The organism is Marinobacter guineae, from assembly GCF_002744735.1.
Lineage (GTDB): Bacteria > Pseudomonadota > Gammaproteobacteria > Pseudomonadales > Oleiphilaceae > Marinobacter > Marinobacter guineae.
The window spans coordinates 143,968-161,987 of record NZ_KZ319342.1; the positions used below are offsets into that span (position 1 = coordinate 143,968).

General features: G+C 56.3%; 17 protein-coding genes and 1 tRNA gene. 17 read left to right on the forward strand and 1 reads right to left on the reverse strand.

Annotation, left to right across the window (positions count from 1 at the left end; translation table 11 throughout):
* The first annotated feature begins 2 nt into the window (after positions 1-2).
* From flgH to secF, 11 genes are all read left to right on the forward strand, one after another.
* Entirely contained in the window at positions 3-704 is a 702-nt protein-coding gene (gene flgH, locus CLH62_RS18330; protein ID WP_099619648.1) for a flagellar basal body L-ring protein FlgH, read from the forward strand.
* Entirely contained in the window at positions 701-1,798 is a 1,098-nt protein-coding gene (locus tag CLH62_RS18335) for a flagellar basal body P-ring protein FlgI (protein WP_099619649.1), read from the forward strand. Before flgH ends, CLH62_RS18335 begins: the two co-directional genes overlap by 4 nt.
* A gap of 8 nt (positions 1,799-1,806) precedes the next feature.
* Complete coding sequence (gene flgJ / locus CLH62_RS18340) at positions 1,807-2,793, forward strand: flagellar assembly peptidoglycan hydrolase FlgJ (RefSeq protein ID WP_099619727.1); 987 nt, start codon at positions 1,807-1,809, stop codon at positions 2,791-2,793.
* A 5-nt stretch (positions 2,794-2,798) separates the two neighbouring features.
* Positions 2,799-4,829, forward strand: a complete 2,031-nt coding sequence (gene flgK, locus CLH62_RS18345; RefSeq protein WP_099619650.1) for a flagellar hook-associated protein FlgK — start codon at positions 2,799-2,801, stop codon at positions 4,827-4,829.
* Between the two features lie 18 nt (positions 4,830-4,847).
* Positions 4,848-6,071, forward strand: coding sequence for a flagellar hook-associated protein FlgL (gene flgL, locus CLH62_RS18350; RefSeq protein ID WP_099619651.1), 1,224 nt, complete (start codon positions 4,848-4,850; stop codon positions 6,069-6,071).
* 82 nt (positions 6,072-6,153) lie between these two features.
* Positions 6,154-6,240 (forward strand) — tRNA-Leu (locus CLH62_RS18355).
* Positions 6,241-6,276: 36 nt separating this feature from the next.
* Positions 6,277-7,380 carry a tRNA preQ1(34) S-adenosylmethionine ribosyltransferase-isomerase QueA gene (gene queA, locus CLH62_RS18360; protein ID WP_099619652.1) on the forward strand — a complete coding sequence of 368 codons (1,104 nt, stop codon included), beginning with the start codon at positions 6,277-6,279 and terminating at the stop codon, positions 7,378-7,380.
* 14 nt (positions 7,381-7,394) lie between these two features.
* On the forward strand, positions 7,395-8,516 hold the full coding sequence (tgt, locus tag CLH62_RS18365) for a tRNA guanosine(34) transglycosylase Tgt (protein WP_099619728.1): 1,122 nt from the start codon (positions 7,395-7,397) through the stop codon (positions 8,514-8,516).
* Positions 8,517-8,602: 86 nt separating this feature from the next.
* A complete protein-coding gene (gene yajC, locus CLH62_RS18370; protein WP_407657789.1) occupies positions 8,603-8,908 on the forward strand; it encodes a preprotein translocase subunit YajC in 306 nt (101 codons plus the stop codon).
* Positions 8,909-9,003: 95 nt separating this feature from the next.
* Positions 9,004-10,878, forward strand: coding sequence for a protein translocase subunit SecD (gene secD / locus CLH62_RS18375; protein WP_099619654.1), 1,875 nt, complete (start codon positions 9,004-9,006; stop codon positions 10,876-10,878).
* Positions 10,871-11,824: a protein translocase subunit SecF gene (gene secF, locus CLH62_RS18380; RefSeq protein ID WP_099619655.1), complete on the forward strand. Its 954-nt coding sequence runs from the start codon at positions 10,871-10,873 to the stop codon at positions 11,822-11,824. The genes secD and secF overlap by 8 nt, the downstream gene beginning before the upstream one ends.
* 85 nt (positions 11,825-11,909) lie before the next feature.
* On the opposite strand, the gene CLH62_RS18385 is transcribed toward secF, so the two are convergent.
* On the reverse strand, positions 11,910-12,710 hold the full coding sequence (locus CLH62_RS18385) for an inositol monophosphatase family protein (RefSeq protein ID WP_099619656.1): 801 nt from the start codon (positions 12,708-12,710) through the stop codon (positions 11,910-11,912).
* Between the two features lie 183 nt (positions 12,711-12,893).
* Here CLH62_RS18385 and trmJ point away from each other — a divergent pair, with 183 nt between their 5' ends.
* The 6 genes from trmJ (at position 12,894) to rlmN (ending at position 17,941) form a co-directional block, all read left to right on the forward strand.
* A complete protein-coding gene (gene trmJ, locus CLH62_RS18390; protein WP_099619657.1) occupies positions 12,894-13,757 on the forward strand; it encodes a tRNA (cytosine(32)/uridine(32)-2'-O)-methyltransferase TrmJ in 864 nt (287 codons plus the stop codon).
* Complete coding sequence (gene cysE, locus CLH62_RS18395) at positions 13,750-14,523, forward strand: serine O-acetyltransferase (RefSeq protein ID WP_099619658.1); 774 nt, start codon at positions 13,750-13,752, stop codon at positions 14,521-14,523. Before trmJ ends, cysE begins: the two co-directional genes overlap by 8 nt.
* A gap of 77 nt (positions 14,524-14,600) precedes the next feature.
* A complete protein-coding gene (gene iscR, locus CLH62_RS18400; RefSeq protein WP_099619659.1) occupies positions 14,601-15,098 on the forward strand; it encodes a Fe-S cluster assembly transcriptional regulator IscR in 498 nt (165 codons plus the stop codon).
* Between the two features lie 22 nt (positions 15,099-15,120).
* Positions 15,121-16,269 (forward strand): IscS subfamily cysteine desulfurase, encoded by a 1,149-nt coding sequence (locus CLH62_RS18405; RefSeq protein WP_099619660.1) that lies wholly within the window; start codon positions 15,121-15,123, stop codon positions 16,267-16,269.
* Positions 16,270-16,337: 68 nt separating this feature from the next.
* Positions 16,338-16,766: a nucleoside-diphosphate kinase gene (ndk, locus tag CLH62_RS18410; protein WP_099619661.1), complete on the forward strand. Its 429-nt coding sequence runs from the start codon at positions 16,338-16,340 to the stop codon at positions 16,764-16,766.
* A gap of 62 nt (positions 16,767-16,828) precedes the next feature.
* The gene (gene rlmN, locus CLH62_RS18415) at positions 16,829-17,941 is read left to right on the forward strand and encodes a dual-specificity RNA methyltransferase RlmN (protein ID WP_099619662.1); all 1,113 of its coding nucleotides are present in this window, start codon (positions 16,829-16,831) and stop codon (positions 17,939-17,941) included.
* Positions 17,942-18,020: the final 79 nt, after the last annotated feature.

An 18,020-nucleotide genomic window follows, 5' to 3' on the forward strand; every position in this document is an offset into this window, starting at 1 on the left:
TCATGAACCTGATGACATCCAGCCGGAAAATGCCGGGCGTCAACACCCTGGTGATGGTCGTTGTACTGATCGTGCTGCAGGGCTGCACCGCCATGAGTCGGCCCCGGGCAATGCCGGATGATCCCGATTATGCGCCGGTGCGCCCTCAGGCCATGATGCAGAGAGATGCGGAGTCTGGCTCCATCTACCAGGTTTCCCGAAACTATAACTTCTATGGCGACACCGTAGCACTGAACGTCGGTGATGTTCTGACGGTAAGCCTTCAGGAGTCTACCCGGGCCAGCAAGAACGCCGAAACCAGCATCTCCAAGAACAATGAGATCACGCTTCCGGAGCCGACAGTGCTGGGCAAGAGTAATTTCGGCATTGCCACCTCCCTGAACCAGGAGCGTGACTTTGAAGGGCAGGCCGAGGCAGACCAGAGCAACAGTCTCGCCGGCAGCATTACTGTGACCGTCATCGAAGTCTTACCCAATGGCGTGCTCCGGATTCGTGGAGAGAAGTGGTTGTCGCTGACCAATGGTGATGAATACATCCGCCTGACTGGATTGGTGCGCCCGGAAGATATCCAGCCGGACAACACCGTGGCATCCAACCGTATTGCCGATGCCCGGTTCGCCTATGGTGGCACCGGCGATTTTGACCAGGCTAACCAGATGGGCTGGCTGGCCCGCTTCTTCAACAGTGAGTGGTGGCCGCTATGAGTCTTCGCCGGATGTTCGCCTGGGTACTGGTACTGGCAATGGTCGCCGGGCCGGTTATGGCAGATCGCCTGAAGGACCTCGCCCGGATCAAGGGTGTTCGTAATAACCAGCTGGTGGGCTACGGCCTGGTGGTTGGCCTGGACGGGACCGGAGACAAGGCGCCGTTCACCAATCAGACCTTTCGCAACATGATGAACCAGTTCGGCGTAACCCTGCCTGAAGGCGTTAATCCGAATCTTGCCAATGTCGCCGCGGTAACCGTTACCGCCACACTTCCGCCATTCGCCAAGGCAGGACAGGAAATCGATATCACTGTTTCCTCTATCGGCAACGCAGACAGTCTTCGCGGCGGTATGTTGCTGATGACACCCCTGAAAGGCGCAGATGGCCAGGTTTATGGCATGGCCCAGGGCAGCCTTGTGGTCGGTGGGTTTGGTGCCCAGGGGCAGGATGGCTCAAGAATTACCGTAAACGTTCCCAGCGTTGGGCGGATTCCAAACGGCGCCACCATCGAGCGGGAAATATCGTCGCCGTTTAATCGCGGGGACACCATTACCTTTCACCTCCTGAGACCGGATTTCACGACCGCCCGCCGGGTGGTTGAAGCCGTAAATGGACGGTTGGGTCCCGATATGGCCTATGCCCATGATGCAACGTCGGTTTCCGTGCGTGCACCACGGGATCCCTCGCAGCGGGTCAGTTTCCTCTCGATTCTTGAAAACATCGAGATCGACCCTGCCGAGGCCTCGGCCAAAGTGGTCATCAACAGCCGGACCGGAACCATTGTGGTTGGCCAGAATGTTCGGGTCAGCCCCGCCGCTGTCACCCACGGAAATCTCACGGTGACTATTCAGGAGAATCCTCAAGTAGAGCAGCCGAACCCGTTTGCAGCTGGCGATACCGCAATTGAACCGGATTCCCAGATTGCGATTACCGAAGAGCCGGCCCGTATGTTCAAGTTTGGTCCGGCGGTCACCCTGAACGAGATTGTTCAGGCGGTGAACCAGGTGGGTGCCGCTCCAGGGGACGTTATGGCGGTCCTTGAAGCTCTTAAACAGGCCGGTGCGCTGCGTGCCGAGCTGATTGTTATCTAGGTGGCATGATGCAGGACTATTCGCTTCAGCAGGCCCGGGTATACACCGATTTCAGCGGCCTGAACGCCCTGAAAACGCAGGCCCGAACCGACAAAAGGGCGGCGCTGGAAGAAGTTGCACGACAGTTCGAGAGCCTGTTCCTCTCTGAGATGCTGAAGTCCATGCGCAAGGCCGGGGACGTGCTTTCCGAAGGCAATTATCTGAAGAGCAATCAGTCCGATCTGTACCGGGACATGTTCGATAACCAGATGAGTCTGACCATGGCTGGTGGCAAGGGAACCGGTCTCGCTGAGGCGCTGGTCCGGCAGCTGAGCCGACAAATTCCAGGTACGGACAGTGAAGGCGACAAGCTTGCTGGTCACAAGGCTTCTCTGGCGGATTATGACCGGAGTTTGCCGGCGCTTTCGGCAAGCTTGCCGGAGCAGGTTCAGAAAGTCGCTGCGGTGGCACAAGAATCTGTCGCGGCGCCGGAACGAAACGCGTCCGAATTGCCAGACCGGTTCGAATCGCCGGAGCATTTCGTGAGTGCCTTGCTTCCGGTCGCTGAGCGAATCAGCCGGGACTCCGGCATAGACCCGAAACTGATGGTGGCCCAGGCGGCCCTGGAGACGGGTTGGGGCCGGCATATGATTCGGGGTGAGCAGGGCGAGCCAAGCTTTAACCTCTTTGGTATCAAGGCGGATAGCCGGTGGCACGGCGACGCCGTGTCCATCACCACCACAGAATACCGCGAGGGTCTGCCCATGAAAGAACAGGCCAGTTTCCGGGCGTACCGGGATTATGAATCCAGCTTCCGGGATTACGTCTCGTTTCTGGAATCAAACCCTCGTTACCGGGAGGTGTTGTCGCTGGCAGATCAGCCTGAGGTGTTTGCAGAAAAACTTCAGGAGGCTGGTTACGCAACGGATCCGGAGTACGGCAGCAAGATACGGCAGATCATGAACCGTGATTCACTGATGACGCTGTCCCTGGGCAGTGACGGGATGAAGGAGTAAACGTTATGGCAGGACTGATAGGTATTGGTCTGACCGGCATCCTGAGTCATCAGGCGGCGCTGAACACGACTGGCAATAACATCACCAACGCCAACACGCCCGGTTATAGCCGCCAGGAAGTCCTGTTTGAAACCCAGGAAGGCCAGCGGACCGGCGCAGGAACCATTGGCAGTGGCGTGAATGTTACCGATATCCGCCGTCTTGCTAACGAGTACCTGGTACAGCAGGTTCGGGAAGATAGCACGCTCTATGGTGAGCAGGCCGCTCTCAATTCTGAGCTGTCCCGGCTTGATAATCTGCTTGGCGGTGAGACAACCGGCCTGAGCACCGCGCTGAACAACTTTTTTGCCAGCCTGCAGAACGCCGCTGAGGACCCCACCTCATTGCCCCAGCGTCAGTTGGTTCTGAGCGAGGCCCAGCAGATTGTTAACCGGTTCCAGGCTTTGAGCCAGGAGTTTATCCAGCAGAGGGAATCCATAAAGACCCAGATGCAGCAGGGCGTGAAAGATGCAAACACGCTTGTCAAAAGCATCGCTGAGCTGAATCTCGCAATATCTGAATCCCCGGGAATCGCTCAGGGCCAGATGCCCAACGAGCTGCTGGACAAGCGCGACGAAAAACTGCGCCAGCTTTCTGAATTGGTGAGTATCAAAGTGACGCCCACGGACGGCAGTCAGGTCAATGTGTCGCTCTCCAATGGTCTGTCTCTGGTGGTTGGCAGTAACGCGGCAACTTTTGGAACCCGTGAAAATGCAGAGGACCCCACACGCCTCGAATTCACTCTGAGCAATGGCGGCCGGACCCTTAACATCGATGAGCAGATTACCGGGGGCAAACTCGGCGGCCTGCTGCGGTTCGATAACGAAGGACTCAAGCCGGCATTTGATGAGCTGGGCCGGATTGCGATCGCGTTGTCAGACACCATGAACCACCAGCATGAAATTGGCATGGATCTGGAGGGTGATCTTGGCGGGCTGTTCTTCACCGATATCAATTCAGTCGAGGCGCAGCGAAGCCGGGTGGTGGCGAACGGAAACAATTCTTTGTCCAGTAATGGTCAGTTGGCGGTGGAAATTACCGACAGCTCGGCGCTGGCAGCAGGCAGCTGGACCTTGCAGTTCAGTGGTGACGGGCGCAGCTACGAGTTGATTGACCAGAGGACCGGGGATACGGTTAACCAGGGCCGTTTGCCGGACCCGGTGCAATCTGAAATCAGTATGCCCGGGTTCAATATCCGTGTAGAGGGTGGATCCTTCAATGCCGGTGACAAGTATCTGATTCAGCCCAGCAGAAACGCGGCGGAGAGTATTGGCCTTGTCGTTAACCGGGAGGAGGACCTGGCCTTTGCCAGCCCGATCCGGGCAACGACAGGTGAAAATAACATCGGCACGGGCAAGATTGATCAGGGCACGATGCTGAATGTCAGAAACCCGTTCACCAATTCTTTGCTGCCGGCTTTTCAGTCATCCGGACAGCTGGCAAACGGGCCGATTACCGTAACCTTTGACGACCCTGGAACGGGCCTGGTTTATACCGTTGAGGACGTCAACGGTAATCCCATTGGTCCGGCAGATCGTCCTTATACCCCGGGTATTGCCAACGAATTATTCAATCCCGATCCTGCCAGTGGCGCGGAATACCAGGGCTTCCAGTTCCGGATTACCGGCCAGCCAGCGTCGGGCGACAGTTTTGAGATTGACTACAACTCCAACGGTGTTTCAGACAACCGGAATGCCGAGCTGCTCGCCGCGTTGGGCACGGCTAATACCCTTAACGGCGGCAGCCAGAACTTCGCGGAAGGCTACGCTGGCGTGGTTGAGGATATCGGCGTGAAAACCCGGCAGAGCCAGCTGGACGTGGATGCCGGCAAAACCCTGCTGGAGCAGTCAACCAACCAGCGTGAATCGGTGTCCGGTGTGAACCTCGACGAGGAGGCCGGCCGGCTGATTCAGTACCAGGCCGCTTACAACGCTTCTGCGCAAGTGATGTCGGTTGCCCAGGACTTGTTCAATACACTGTTACAGAGTTTCCGGTAACGGTTGAGGTGATGTGACATGATCAGAATTTCATCACAACAGATTTTTTCCGGCGGCATCAACCGCCTTCAGGAACTTAATACCAACCTGAACAACACCCAGCAGCAGATCTCTACTGGCAAACGGGTGAACAAGCCCTCGGATGATCCGGTGGCTGCGGCCCGGATTCTTAAACTGGATCAGGAGCTGTCCCGGGTTGAGACCTATCAGCGCAATGTCGACCTGGCAGATAACCGTCTGAAGCAGGAAGAGAGTGCGCTGGCCAGCTCTATTGACGTGATCCAGCGAATCCGGGAACTGACGGTTCAGGCCGGCAATGGTTCTTTGTCAGCCAACGACCGCCGGTCCATTTCCTCGGAACTGGAGGAACGTCTGGGGCAGTTGGCGAATATTGCCAATACCCGTGACGCCTCCGGCGAGTATATTTTCAGCGGCTTTCAGGGATCGGTGCAGGCGTTTAAACAGGAGCCTGACGGAAGTTGGACGTACCAGGGCGATGAGGGCCAGCGGGTTCTGGAAATTGATGATGGCGTTACGGTTCCGATCAGCGATAACGGCAAGGACATTTTTGTGAAGGTGCCAGCGGCGGTTACGGGTGAGCACTCAAACGTGGTGACGGCCAACGCCGGTATTTCCGGTGTGAAAGTTGTCAGTGAAGCGGACCTGTCAGCGGCATACTCAGGGGGCTTCCCTGATGATATTTCGATTCAGATTGATGCGGGCGGTAATATCATTGCAACCGATAGTCAGGGCGGTAATCCGCCCGTTGTCCCAAGTACCTATCAGAGCGGCGAACCGTTTGTTGTTGCTGGTGTAGAAGCAACCATCACCGACGCGGCGCCGGGTGCCGGTGATATCTTCACCCTGAAGGTCAATGAGAAACAGTCGGTATTCGGTACTATCGAAAACCTGATCTCCGGCCTTAACAGCATCGACAAGACCAGTCCGGACGGCCAGGCCGCCTACGACGACCTGGTCGCCAATTCCCTGACCAACCTCGACAACGCCCAGGAAAGCATCATCCTCAAGCAGACGGAACTGGGCGGGCGGATGAACGCGGTGGAGTCCACCAAAACGTTCCTTGAGGATTCTTCTGTCTATAGCAATGAAATCCGCTCCCAGTTGCAGGACGTGGATTACGCTGAGGCGATCAGTAATCTGAGCTTCCAGAGCTTTGTGCTCCAGGCAGCCCAGCAGTCATTTGCGCAGGTTTCGCAGTTGTCCCTGTTCGATCGGTTGTAAATATATGAAGCTACGGGCAGATCTGTCCGCTGGCTTATTGCTTTCGCGATTAAGCTCAGTATAATCCCCAACACTCTCCGATGGCGGCGTGGTGAAATTGGTAGACACGACGGATTCAAAATCCGTTGGGGTAAAACCCGTGGCGGTTCGAGTCCGCCCGCCGCTACCATCTTTATTTCCTTCGGCGTCGTTAATAGTCCATTCCATGAATGTCTCCGATTTTCATTTTGACCTGCCGGACGAACTGATCGCCCGCTATCCGCTTAAAGAACGCAGTGCGTCCCGTCTGCTCTGTCTGGATGGCCTTTCCGGCAGGCTCGATCACCGAATATTCAGCGACCTGCCCGAACTGCTGCAACCCGGCGACCTGCTGGTGTTCAACAACACCCGGGTGATCCCTGCGCGCCTGTTTGGCAAAAAGGAAACTGGCGGACAGGTAGAGGTGCTGGTTGAGCGGATAACCGGAGAGCGCGACATTATTGCCCATGTCCGGGCTTCAAAGGCGCTTAAAGAGGGGCAGAAAGTCATCCTTGAGGATGGCACATCTCTTAGTATGTCCGGCCGGGACGAAGCCCTGTTTCATCTGGTGTGTGACTCCGAAGAACCCATACTTGATGTGCTTGAGCGCATTGGCCACATGCCGTTACCGCCCTATATAGATCGCTCAGACGAATCCACTGACCGGGACCGATACCAGACGGTGTACGCCCGGGAGTCAGGTGCCGTGGCTGCGCCTACCGCCGGCCTGCATTTCGACGAGGCTCTGCTTGAGAAACTGGCGGCCTGCGGAATTGAAAGTACGTTTGTAACGCTGCACGTTGGAGCAGGCACCTTCCAGCCGGTGCGGGTAGACAAGATCGAAGATCATGCAATGCACAGCGAAGTTGTGCATGTTCCCCAGGAAGCGGTCGATGCTGTAGAGCGAACCCGGGCCAGGGGAGGGCGTGTGGTCGCCGTGGGTACGACATCGGTTCGTTCTCTTGAATCGGCAAGCCGTGGCGGTCGTCTCAAGGCATTCACCGGTGAGACCGATATTTTTATATATCCGGGGTACCGTTTTCAGGCAGTTGACGCCCTGGTGACCAACTTCCATTTGCCGGAATCCACCCTGATCATGCTGGTCAGTGCCTTTGCCGGTTATGACAACGTGATGGGCGCCTACAAGGAGGCGGTCCGGGAACGCTACCGCTTCTTCAGCTACGGCGACGCCATGTTCATTACCGGCCAGGAACCCAGTCGCGGTATGTTGCTGGGCCCGGCCGTGGAATCCACAGATACCGGTATTGATAACGCCGGGGAGGCTTTGTGACACAGACCTGTTTCATGTCGTTCGAGAAGCTCGGTGAGGATGGCCGTGCTCGCCGCGGCCGGCTGACCTTTCCGCGGGGCACGGTTGAAACGCCGGCGTTCATGCCGGTGGGGACCTACGGCACCGTCAAGGGCATGCTGCCGCGTGACATCCATGAAATTGGTGCGGAAATCATTCTTGGCAACACCTTTCACCTGATGCTCCGCCCGGGTACGGAGGTGGTCAAGGCTCATGGGGATCTGCACGACTTCACCCAGTGGCAGGGGCCAATCCTGACCGACTCTGGTGGCTTCCAGGTGTTCAGCCTGGGTGAAATGCGCAAGATTACCGAAGAGGGTGTAACCTTCCGCTCACCGGTTGACGGCTCTCCTGTGGAGTTGTCTCCGGAGATCGCCATTCGGGTTCAGCGGGATCTGGGCTCGGACATTGTCATGATTTTTGATGAATGTACCCCGTACCCTGCGACAGAGCAGGAGGCCAAAGACTCCATGGAGCTGTCCCTGCGCTGGGCAAAACGCAGCAAGGACGCCCACGAAGGTAATCCGGCGGCACTGTTCGGTATTGTTCAGGGCGGTATGTATGAGAACCTGCGGGATCGTTCCCTGGACGGCCTGACAGGCATTGGCTTTGATGGCTATGCCATTGGTGGTCTTTCCGTTGGCGAGCCAAAGGAAGACATGATCAGGATTCTGGACCATCTTCCGCCCAAAATGCCGGAAGACAAGCCCAGGTACCTGATGGGGGTTGGCCGGCCTGAGGATATCGTTGAGGCCGTGCGGCGTGGAGTCGATATGTTTGACTGCGTAATGCCGACCCGGAATGCCAGAAATGGCTACCTGTTTACCTCCACCGGCATCGTCAAGATCCGCAATGCCAGGCACCGTCATGACACCGCGCCGCTGGATGAGCGTTGTGACTGTTACACTTGCCAGAATTTTTCGAGAAGTTATCTGCATCATCTGGATAAATGTGGAGAAATGCTGGGCGCGCAGCTGAACACGATTCATAACCTGCGGTTCTACCAGAACCTCATGGCCGGATTGCGTGGGGCCATTGAAGCAGGTACATTGTCGGACTTTGTAACCGACTTCTATGCTTTGCGCGGAGAGACAGTTCCGTCGCTGGGCAATGTTTGATCTATTCGCTTAACCAACGGAGATATTCAATGAAATCAATTAAGATGCTCGTTGCCGGTCTGATGGCTATGATGCCTGCACTGGCCATGGCCCAGGATCCCACTGCAACGGGAATGGGTGTTATGGGCCAGGTGATCTTTTTCGCCGGCTTTATCCTGATTTTCTACTTCCTGATCTGGCGTCCGCAGTCCAAGCGTGCGAAAGAGCATAAGGCCCTGATGTCTGGCCTGAACAAGGGTGACGAAGTTGTGACTTCCGGTGGTGTTGCCGGCAAGATCACCAAGGTAACGGACGATTTCATCGTTGTTGAAATTGCCGACAATGTCGAAATCAAGGTCCAGAAGGTCGCTGTTGCCGCAGCCCTGCCCAAGGGTACGCTCAAGGACATCTGAGCGAGGGCCATTTAGCCGGCCATCCCTGGTGGCCGGACTGAATCCTCCTGGCTGAAACACCAAGGCCGGCCCGTTGGCCGGCTACAAGGGATCCCATGCTGAACAAGTATCCGCTTTGGAAAAACCTGGTTATCCTGGTCGCGCTTGTGATCGGGTTTATCTACGCTTTGCCCAACCTCTTTCCTGATGACTACGCCATTCAGATTACCGGCGCGCGTAGCAGCACTGAAGTGAATGCCGGTGTGCTCGACAGGGCCGTTAATGTTCTCGAGAGTCAGGGAATTGAGGTGAAAAGCAGTACTCTTCAGGATCGGGATGCTCTGATCCGCCTGACCAGTTCTGATGACCAGTTGCGGGCCCGCCCCCTTGTGCAGGCGGCTCTCGGTAATGAATATCTGGTCGCCCTTAATATGGCAGCTTCCACACCAGATTGGCTGAGAAGCCTCGGCGCAGGTCCTATGAAGCTCGGTCTGGATCTGCGTGGTGGTGTGCACTTCCTCCTTGAAGTGGATATGGAAACGGCGGTCAGCCAGCGCCTTGAGGCGATGGCCGGACAGATCAAGCGGGAGTTGCGGGAAGCGCGGATCCGTTATCGCGGCGGTGATCTCGAGAACGATCGAAAGATTGTTCTCACCTTCCGGGATGAGGCCTCCCGGGCGGAAGCTTTCGATCTGATTCGTGCACAGTACAATGAGTTTTTGCTGGATGAGCAGACCGAGGGGGATGAATACCTGCTCGAGCTGACGCTGTCCGAAGCTGAGGTCCAGTCCATCCAGGATTACGCCCTGGAGCAAAACCTTACAACTATTCGGAATCGGGTTAACGAGCTGGGCGTAGCCGAGCCGCTGGTTCAGCAGCAGGGTGATGATCGAATCATCGTCGAGCTTCCGGGGGTACAGGATACCGCCCAGGCCAAGCGGGTTCTCGGCGCCACAGCGAACCTGGAATTCCGGATGGAAGCCCGCCCGGATGCGCCGGCAAGTGAAACGGAAGAGTTCAGTTTTCGCGACGAGCTCCAGCGAACCGCACGACTTGAGCAGGACGTGATTGCCACTGGCAATAACGTGGCCAATGCCCAGCAGGCGTTTGATGAGAATGGTCAGCCTCAGGTCAACATCACCATGGATTCGGTAGGCGGCGACCTTATGAACCGGGCCACGCGTAACGCGATCGGTCGCAGGATGGCGGTACTCTTTATCGAGTATCGGACAGAGACCGAAACCCGCATGGTCGACGGTGAGCCGAAAGAATTTGAAGAGCGCGTTGTGGAGAAGGGCATTATCAGCCTTGCCACGGTGCAGTCTGCTCTTGGCAGCAGCTTCCGTATAACCGGGCTGGATTCAATCCCTGAGGCTGCGGAGCTGGCGCTTCTGTTGCGTGCCGGTGCGCTTGCGGCACCCATGTATTTCGTTCAGGAACGCACCATAGGGCCAAGCCTCGGGCAGAAAAATATTGATGCCGGGATGATGTCCGTTTTACTCGGCTTTGGTCTGGTAATGCTTTACATGCTGGCCTACTACCGTCGCTTCGGCATGATTGCCAACGTTTCGCTGTCGCTGAACCTGATGCTACTGATCGCGTGCATGTCCATTCTGTCAGCCACGCTCACCTTGCCAGGTATTGCCGGTATCGTTCTGACCGTCGGTATGGCGGTGGACGCGAATGTGCTTATCTTTGAGCGGATAAAGGAGGAGCTCAAGGCCGGCGCTCCGCCTCAGACCGCTATTAACTCGGGCTACTCCCGGGCATTCGTTTCTATATTTGATGCCAACATCACTACGCTGTTGGTGGCTGTAATCCTGTTTGCAATGGGCTCGGGGCCGGTCAAAGGCTTCGCGATCACATTGTGTATCGGTATCCTGACGTCAATGTTCTGCGGCCTGATGGTCAGTCGGAGTATTGTCAACCTGGTTTATGGCGGCCGAAGGGTCGAGAAACTGTCGATCGGAGGAAAGCTCGCCAATGTCTGAAGATCAGAAACAACCGTTTGATTTTATGGGGTTTCGGAAGATTGCTTCCGTCGTCTCGATCGCGCTTATCCTGGTGTCAGTTGCACTGCTGGCCACCCGTGGGTTGAACTTGGGTATGGACTTCACCGGCGGTACATCGGTGGAATTCGAGTACGCGGAGGCTCCGCAGCTTGATGAAATTCGATCCCGACTGAATGATGCAGGGTACGAGCAGTTTTCCGTGCAGAATTTCGGTGCCGATACGATCGTTCTGGTGCGGATGGCAGAAGCTGGCAACGACAAGCTTGCCCCTGAAGTTACCCGTGTATTGGAAGCTGGCGGGGTTGAGCTCGAACTGATCAGTTCCGAGTTTGTTGGCTCCCAGGTGGGTGAGCAGCTTAAGGAAGACAGTGGTCTCGGTTTGCTGATTGCACTGGCGGTGGTTCTGATTTACGTCGGCATGCGCTTTCAGTTCAAGTTTGGCATTGCCTCCGTTGTGCCCCTGGCGCACGATGTGATTATCGTTCTGGGTGTCTTTGCGCTGTTCCAATGGACTTTTGATCTTACCGTTCTGGCGGCCCTGCTGGCGATTATCGGTTACTCGCTGAACGACACCATTGTTGTGGCGGACCGAATTCGTGAGAACTTCCGTAAGATGCGGGTGGGGGAGTCTTGGGACATTATTAACGAGTCCATTCACCAGACCATCGCCCGAACCATCAATACTTCGGGAACCACGTTGGTGGTACTGCTGGCGTTGTATTTTCTGGGCGGTGAGGCGATCAATAATTTCGCGCTCGCCCTCATCATCGGCGTGGTGGTTGGTACCTACTCGTCAATTTATGTGTCTGCCAACCTCCTGATGGTGATGGGTGTTTCCCGTGAAGACCTGATCATACCGCCGAAAGAAGGTGCTGCGGATGCGGAAGAAGAAGAGCAGCCGCCCGAGTGGCTGAACCGGATGTAGGTTCCTGCATCCCTACAGGGTGCAGATATAAAAAAACCGCCACATGATGTTGGCGGTTTTTTTATGTCCGGAAAAGTCGGAAGCCTCAGCGGGGCAGGCGACCCCGGAACGGGTGAAGTACTTTAAGGATTTCGCGGAACAGTTTTGGATTGGCTACCACAAGCTGGCGTGCGTTGCCGGTGGATGGGTTGCCGGAGAAATCGCCGGTCAATGCGCCGGATTCCATCGCCAGTGTGACGCCGAGATCGAGTTCTGCAGCTTCCGGACGGAAAATGATTGCGGCGTCCATAAGCCCGGCAGATACCCGGGCGATATCGAGCACTACGCAGCCTGAGGTGCGGAACATGCCTGAATCCCGTGCCAGAACGGCTGCCATTTCACCCCAGAGCAAAGGATCTTCGCTCTTGCGGGCCTGGTCGAGCAGGTTGGTGGCGATGGCTGCGTTTTTGGTGTGTTTGACTTCCGATGCACGTACCCGGCGGCTGTTGAGCGCGGCGCCGTGACCACGGCTGGCAGAGTACTCCTCGTCGGTGACGGGATTCACCAGAAGCAGATTTTCGACACGGTTATTCTTTTTCTGGGCAAGGGCCAGGGCAAACTCAGGGATGCCCCTGAGGAAGTTCTCACGCCCGAGAACCGGGAAAATGTGCCAGCTCTTCTCGCTGGTGCCGGCATTCGCTTCATTCAGAGGGGCGATGCTGTGGTCCTTGTAGGCTTTTTCGAGTTGCTCGGCGAAATTGTCGTAAATAGACTGCTCAACCCGCTCCAGCTGGAGACGGCGTTCTGAGTCGTCTTTGCCGGTGGGTTCCTGGCGCTCGAAATGGGCTTTCAGATAATCGGACCCCTGACGCGCGACGCGCAGGGCCATTTTAATAGCTGGTTGCATCTGAGTGTTCATTATCCGGGTGTGTGAAGGCCGGGTATGATAGCAAAAGATCACCCCGCTTGTATGTTTTTTGACTCAGCAATAGCACGGATAACCACAGGTTACGGGTTCTCCGGAGGGGCGGGGTGCCTGTGGTTTCTGGTATCATTGCCGCCCTGATCAACAACCTTGGGCCTGCTTACAATGCACAAAAGCGCACTTCCACAGGAAGGGACGGAGACATTTCAGGATCAGATCCGGATTGTCCTGGTAGAGACCTCCCATTCGGGCAACATTGGTGCTGTCGCCCGGGCCATGAAGAATATGGGGCTGGGTAATCTCTGGCTGGTTAATCCGTGCACCTTTCCGGATGAGACCTCCTATGCCCGTGCAGCGGGTGCCTCCGATGTTCTGGACAGTGCGCAGGTGGTTTCCTCGCTGGATGAGGCGTTGGCGGATTGTGTGCTGGTGATGGGTACCAGCGCCCGCGGAAGAAAGGTTCCCTGGCCGGTTTGCGCGCCGCCAGAGGCAGCCGCCGCTGCAGCCGGGCATGCTGAAGCCGGGCCAGTTGCCCTGGTGTTCGGCCGGGAGAACCATGGCTTGAGTAATGACGAGCTGCAGCGCTGCCATTACCACATCCACATACCGTCCAATCCGGATTACAGCTCCCTGAACCTGGCAATGGCGGTGCAGGTGATGTGCTATGAATTGCGTATGTATTACCTGCGCAGCCTTGAAGGTGGGGAAGGGAGCCCATACCTTAAGTCGATGACCCGGCCCGGGGACGAGGGCTGGGATGTGCCGCCGGCTAAGGTTGAGGATGTGGAAGGTTTCTTTGGGCACCTTGAGCAAATGCTGATTGATGTGGATTTTCACCGGCTAGAGAACCCCAGGCAGCTGATGACGCGCTTGCGACGACTGTTCCAGAGGGCCAAACTTGACCAGATGGAAATCAATATCCTTCGGGGCATTCTCACGGCCGTACAGAAGGCAGCGGGCGCCCGGGACAACAGTAAACCAACCGAGGCCGATAGCACGGCGACGGGACAGGACAATGGCCATGTTTGAGCGTTTGCGTGAAGATATTAATAGCGTTTTTCATCGGGATCCTGCGGCCCGGAACACTTTTGAAGTGCTTACCAACTACCCCGGTTTGCATGCGCTGCTTTTTCATCGCTTTTCGCACTGGCTGTGGAGTTTCGGGCTTAAGTGGCTGGCACGCACCATTTCGACCATCGCTCGTTGGCTGACCGGCATTGAAATTCATCCCGGAGCAACCATCGGACGCCGCTTTTTTATCGACCACGGAATGGGTGTGGTCATTGGCGAAACCACCGTGATCGGTGACGACGTAACGCTCTACCAGGGCGTTACGCTCGGAGGAACCAGTTGGAACAAGGGGAAGCGTCATCCCACCATTGGCAACAGCGTGGTGGTTGGCGCCGGCGCCAAGATCCTCGGTCCTTTCGAGGTAGGAGAGGGTGCCAAGATCGGCTCTAATTCGGTGGTTACCAAGGCTGTCCCTGCCGGGGCAACGGTAGTTGGTATACCCGGTCGCGTTATCGTTAAACGCCACACCGAGGACGATGTTCGCCGGAAGGAAATGGAAGAGCGCATGGGCTTTGATGCCTACGGTGTTACCGAAGAGATGCCGGATCCGGTCGCCCGGGCCATGCGATCGCTGCTCGACCACATGCACGCGGTGGATGACCGTATTGAGAATATGTGCAAGGCCATCCGCAAGGTGAACAGCGAATATCAGAACGGGGAGCTGCCACCGCTGCATGAAGAGGACTTTGACTGCGTTCGCGATGAAAGTGACACCCGGAGCTGAATACTTGACTGAATTAGTGGGTCAATTCATACTCGGCTCTGCGATTCGAGATTCATTCCCGTCACGGGGCTGACACTATGAAATTGACCACTAAAGGCCGCTATGCCGTTACGGCAATGCTTGATCTGGCTCTTCACGGAGACCAGGGGCCGGTGAGTCTTGCCGACATTTCGGCCCGTCAGGAAATCTCCCTGTCCTACCTGGAACAGCTTTTCTCCCGTCTTCGTCGCCAGAAACTGGTTACCAGCATTCGTGGTCCTGGTGGAGGCTATCGGCTCAGCCGCCCGGCCGCTGATGTCTATATTGCCGAAGTTGTAGATGCCGTCAGTGAATCACTGGATACCACGCGGTGCGGCAATAAGGGCGATTGCCAGAACGGCGAGAAATGCCTGACCCACCACCTCTGGTCTGACCTGAGTGATCAGATTCATCAGTTTCTCAGCGAGATCAGTCTCGGAGACCTGATGAGAAAGCACGAAATCCGCCAGGTTGCGGACCGCCAGAACCGCCGTCAGTCTGGCAGCGGTTCTGAAACGATCAACACCGAACGCCTGTCTGACCAGGCGCCGGCCTGACACCAACAAACTCCTGGAAACCATGAAAAAGCCCGTATATCTGGATTACGCGGCCACGACGCCCGTTGATCCTTCTGTCGCCGACGAAATGGTGAAGTACCTGACGCCGGATGGTGTGTTTGGCAATCCCGCTTCCCGTTCCCACGCCTTTGGCTGGCAGGCGGAAGCGGCGGTCGAGGCTTCGCGGAAACAGGTCGCCAGCCTGATTCATGCCGATCCCCGGGAAATCGTCTGGACCTCCGGTGCCACGGAATCGGATAACCTGGCGATCAAGGGTGCTGTGGCCGGCCGCCAGGATGCCCACATTGTCACGTCGAAAATTGAACACAAGGCGGTTCTCGATACCTGCAAGTGGCTGGAGCAGCACGGCACAGAAGTCACCTGGCTGGACCCCGCGCCGGATGGCAGTATCAGCTGTCAGCAGGTGGTGAATGCCCTCAGGAACAATACCGTGCTGGTCAGCCTGATGCTGGTGAACAACGAGCTTGGGACCATCACGGACATCGCGGCCATCGGCTCCGAGTTGCGGCAGCGGGGCGTCCTGTTTCATGTAGATGCTGCTCAGGCGGCCGGCAAAATGGCAGTCGATGTCACGTCGATGCCCGTGGACCTGCTGGCACTTTCCGGGCATAAGGTATACGGGCCAAAGGGCGTGGGCGCCCTTTATGTCAGGCGCTCTCCGGATGTTCGCATCGAGGCCCAGATCCATGGTGGCGGCCATGAGCGTGGGATGCGCTCCGGGACCCTGCCGACCCATCAGATTGTCGGAATGGGGAAGGCGTTTGCGATTGCCCAGTCCCGGCTTGAGGATGAAGTGCGAAAGCTGGAATCACTGCGTGAATCATTCCTGGCCGGTCTGGAGCCCCTCCAGGGTGTCAGTCTGAATGGAAGCCGGTCCCAGCGTGTACCCGGCATTGTGAACCTTTCGTTCGACGGTGTTGAGGCGGAGTCCCTGATGCTGGGGCTGCGGGATCTGGCCGTATCTTCCGGATCGGCCTGTGCTTCGGCCACAATAGAACCCTCGTTTGTTCTCCGTGGCATTGGTTTGAGTGATGAGCAGGCCCATCGCGCACTGCGTTTTTCCTTTGGCCGGTTTACAACGGAGGAGGAAATCGCTTTTGCCAGTTCGCAAATTGTTGATGTTGTTAGCCGCCTCCGTGCAGTGCGGTAGGAAGTTTGCCCCGGACTGCGTATAATCGCAGGCCAGAATTTTTACCATAAATAAACTGGAGAAAGACCATGGCAATTGAGCGCACGCTCTCCATTATCAAGCCCGATGCGGTAGCAAAGAACGTGATCGGCGAAATTTACAGCCGTTTTGAGAAAGCCGGTCTGAACATTATTGCTGCCAAGATGATGCACCTGACCCAGGAGCAGGCAGAAGGCTTCTATGCAGAGCACAAAGAGCGCCCGTTCTTTAACGATCTGGTTGCTTTCATGACCTCTGGCCCGGTTGTTGTTCAGGCTCTGGAAGGCGAAGGCGCCATCCTGAAGAACCGTGATCTGATGGGTGCGACCAACCCGAAGGAAGCCGAAGCTGGCACCATCCGTGCTGATTTTGCATCGTCCATCGATGCCAATGCCGTTCACGGCTCTGATTCCGCGGCTTCCGCCGAGCGCGAAATCGCTTATTTCTTTAATGACAACGAAATCTGCCCGCGGGGCTGATTCGTTGATCGGAGGCGACTATCCGGTCGCCTCCGAATTGGTTATCTGATCGAGGTTATGAAATGACAGCGGCCGCTGAAAAAACCAACCTTCTGGGGATGCCGAAAGCAAAACTCGAAGCTTTCTTTGAATCCCTGGGGGAGAAGCGTTTTCGTGCCACTCAGGTTTTGCAGTGGATTCATCAGCGCGGCGCTGATGACTTCGATCAAATGACCAATATGAGCAAGGCGTTACGGGAAAAGCTGAACGAAGTGGCAGAAATCCGTGGCCCTGAAGTGGTTTACGACGAGATGTCCAATGACGGCACCCGCAAGTGGGTGATGCGCATGGATAACGGCAACAATGTCGAGACCGTTCTGATTCCCGATGGCGAACGGGGCACGCTTTGCGTTTCGTCCCAGATCGGTTGCAGTCTGGACTGTACTTTCTGTTCCACGGGTAAGCGAGGCTTTAACCGTAATCTCACGGCGGCCGAAGTTATCGGCCAGGTGTGGGTGGCGCGGAAGGCCTTCATGCCGTTCGAGCCTGGCCCGGACAGGCCCATTACCAATGTTGTGATGATGGGCATGGGTGAACCCCTGCTTAACTTCGACAACGTTGTTGATGCCATGAACCTGATGATGGAAGATCTGGCCTATGGGATCTCCAAGCGCCGGGTAACCCTCAGTACCTCTGGCGTAGTTCCCGCTATAGACCGCCTGGCGGAAGTTACCGATGTTTCACTGGCCATTTCGTTACATGCCCCGAATGATGAGTTGCGTAACAAACTGGTTCCATTGAATAAAAAGTATCCGATCGCGGAGTTGCTGGCTGCCACCAAGAGGTACTTTGCCCGGCTGCCAGAGAAGCGTAAAGCGACTATTGAATACACCGTGATTGAAGGGATGAATGATCAGCCGGAACACGCTCGGGAGCTTGCCGAGCTATTGCGGGATCTGCCGTGCAAGATCAATCTGATACCATTTAATCCTTTTCCGGAGAGTGATTTCCGCCGTCCGAGTATGAACGCGACTCGCCGGTTCCAGGCCGTTCTCAATGAAGCGGGCTACGTCGCAACAATCAGAACCACTCGTGGTGACGATATTGATGCGGCATGTGGGCAGCTTGTGGGAAAGGTTGAAGACAGAACACGCCGGAGCCAACGGTACATTCAGGTTCAGCAGGTCAATCCCTGAGCCCGGAACCTAAAACAGCTCAATCGAGGAAGGGGAGACTGTGACAGACAAATCAGCAAACCGACGTATTTTGCTGTTG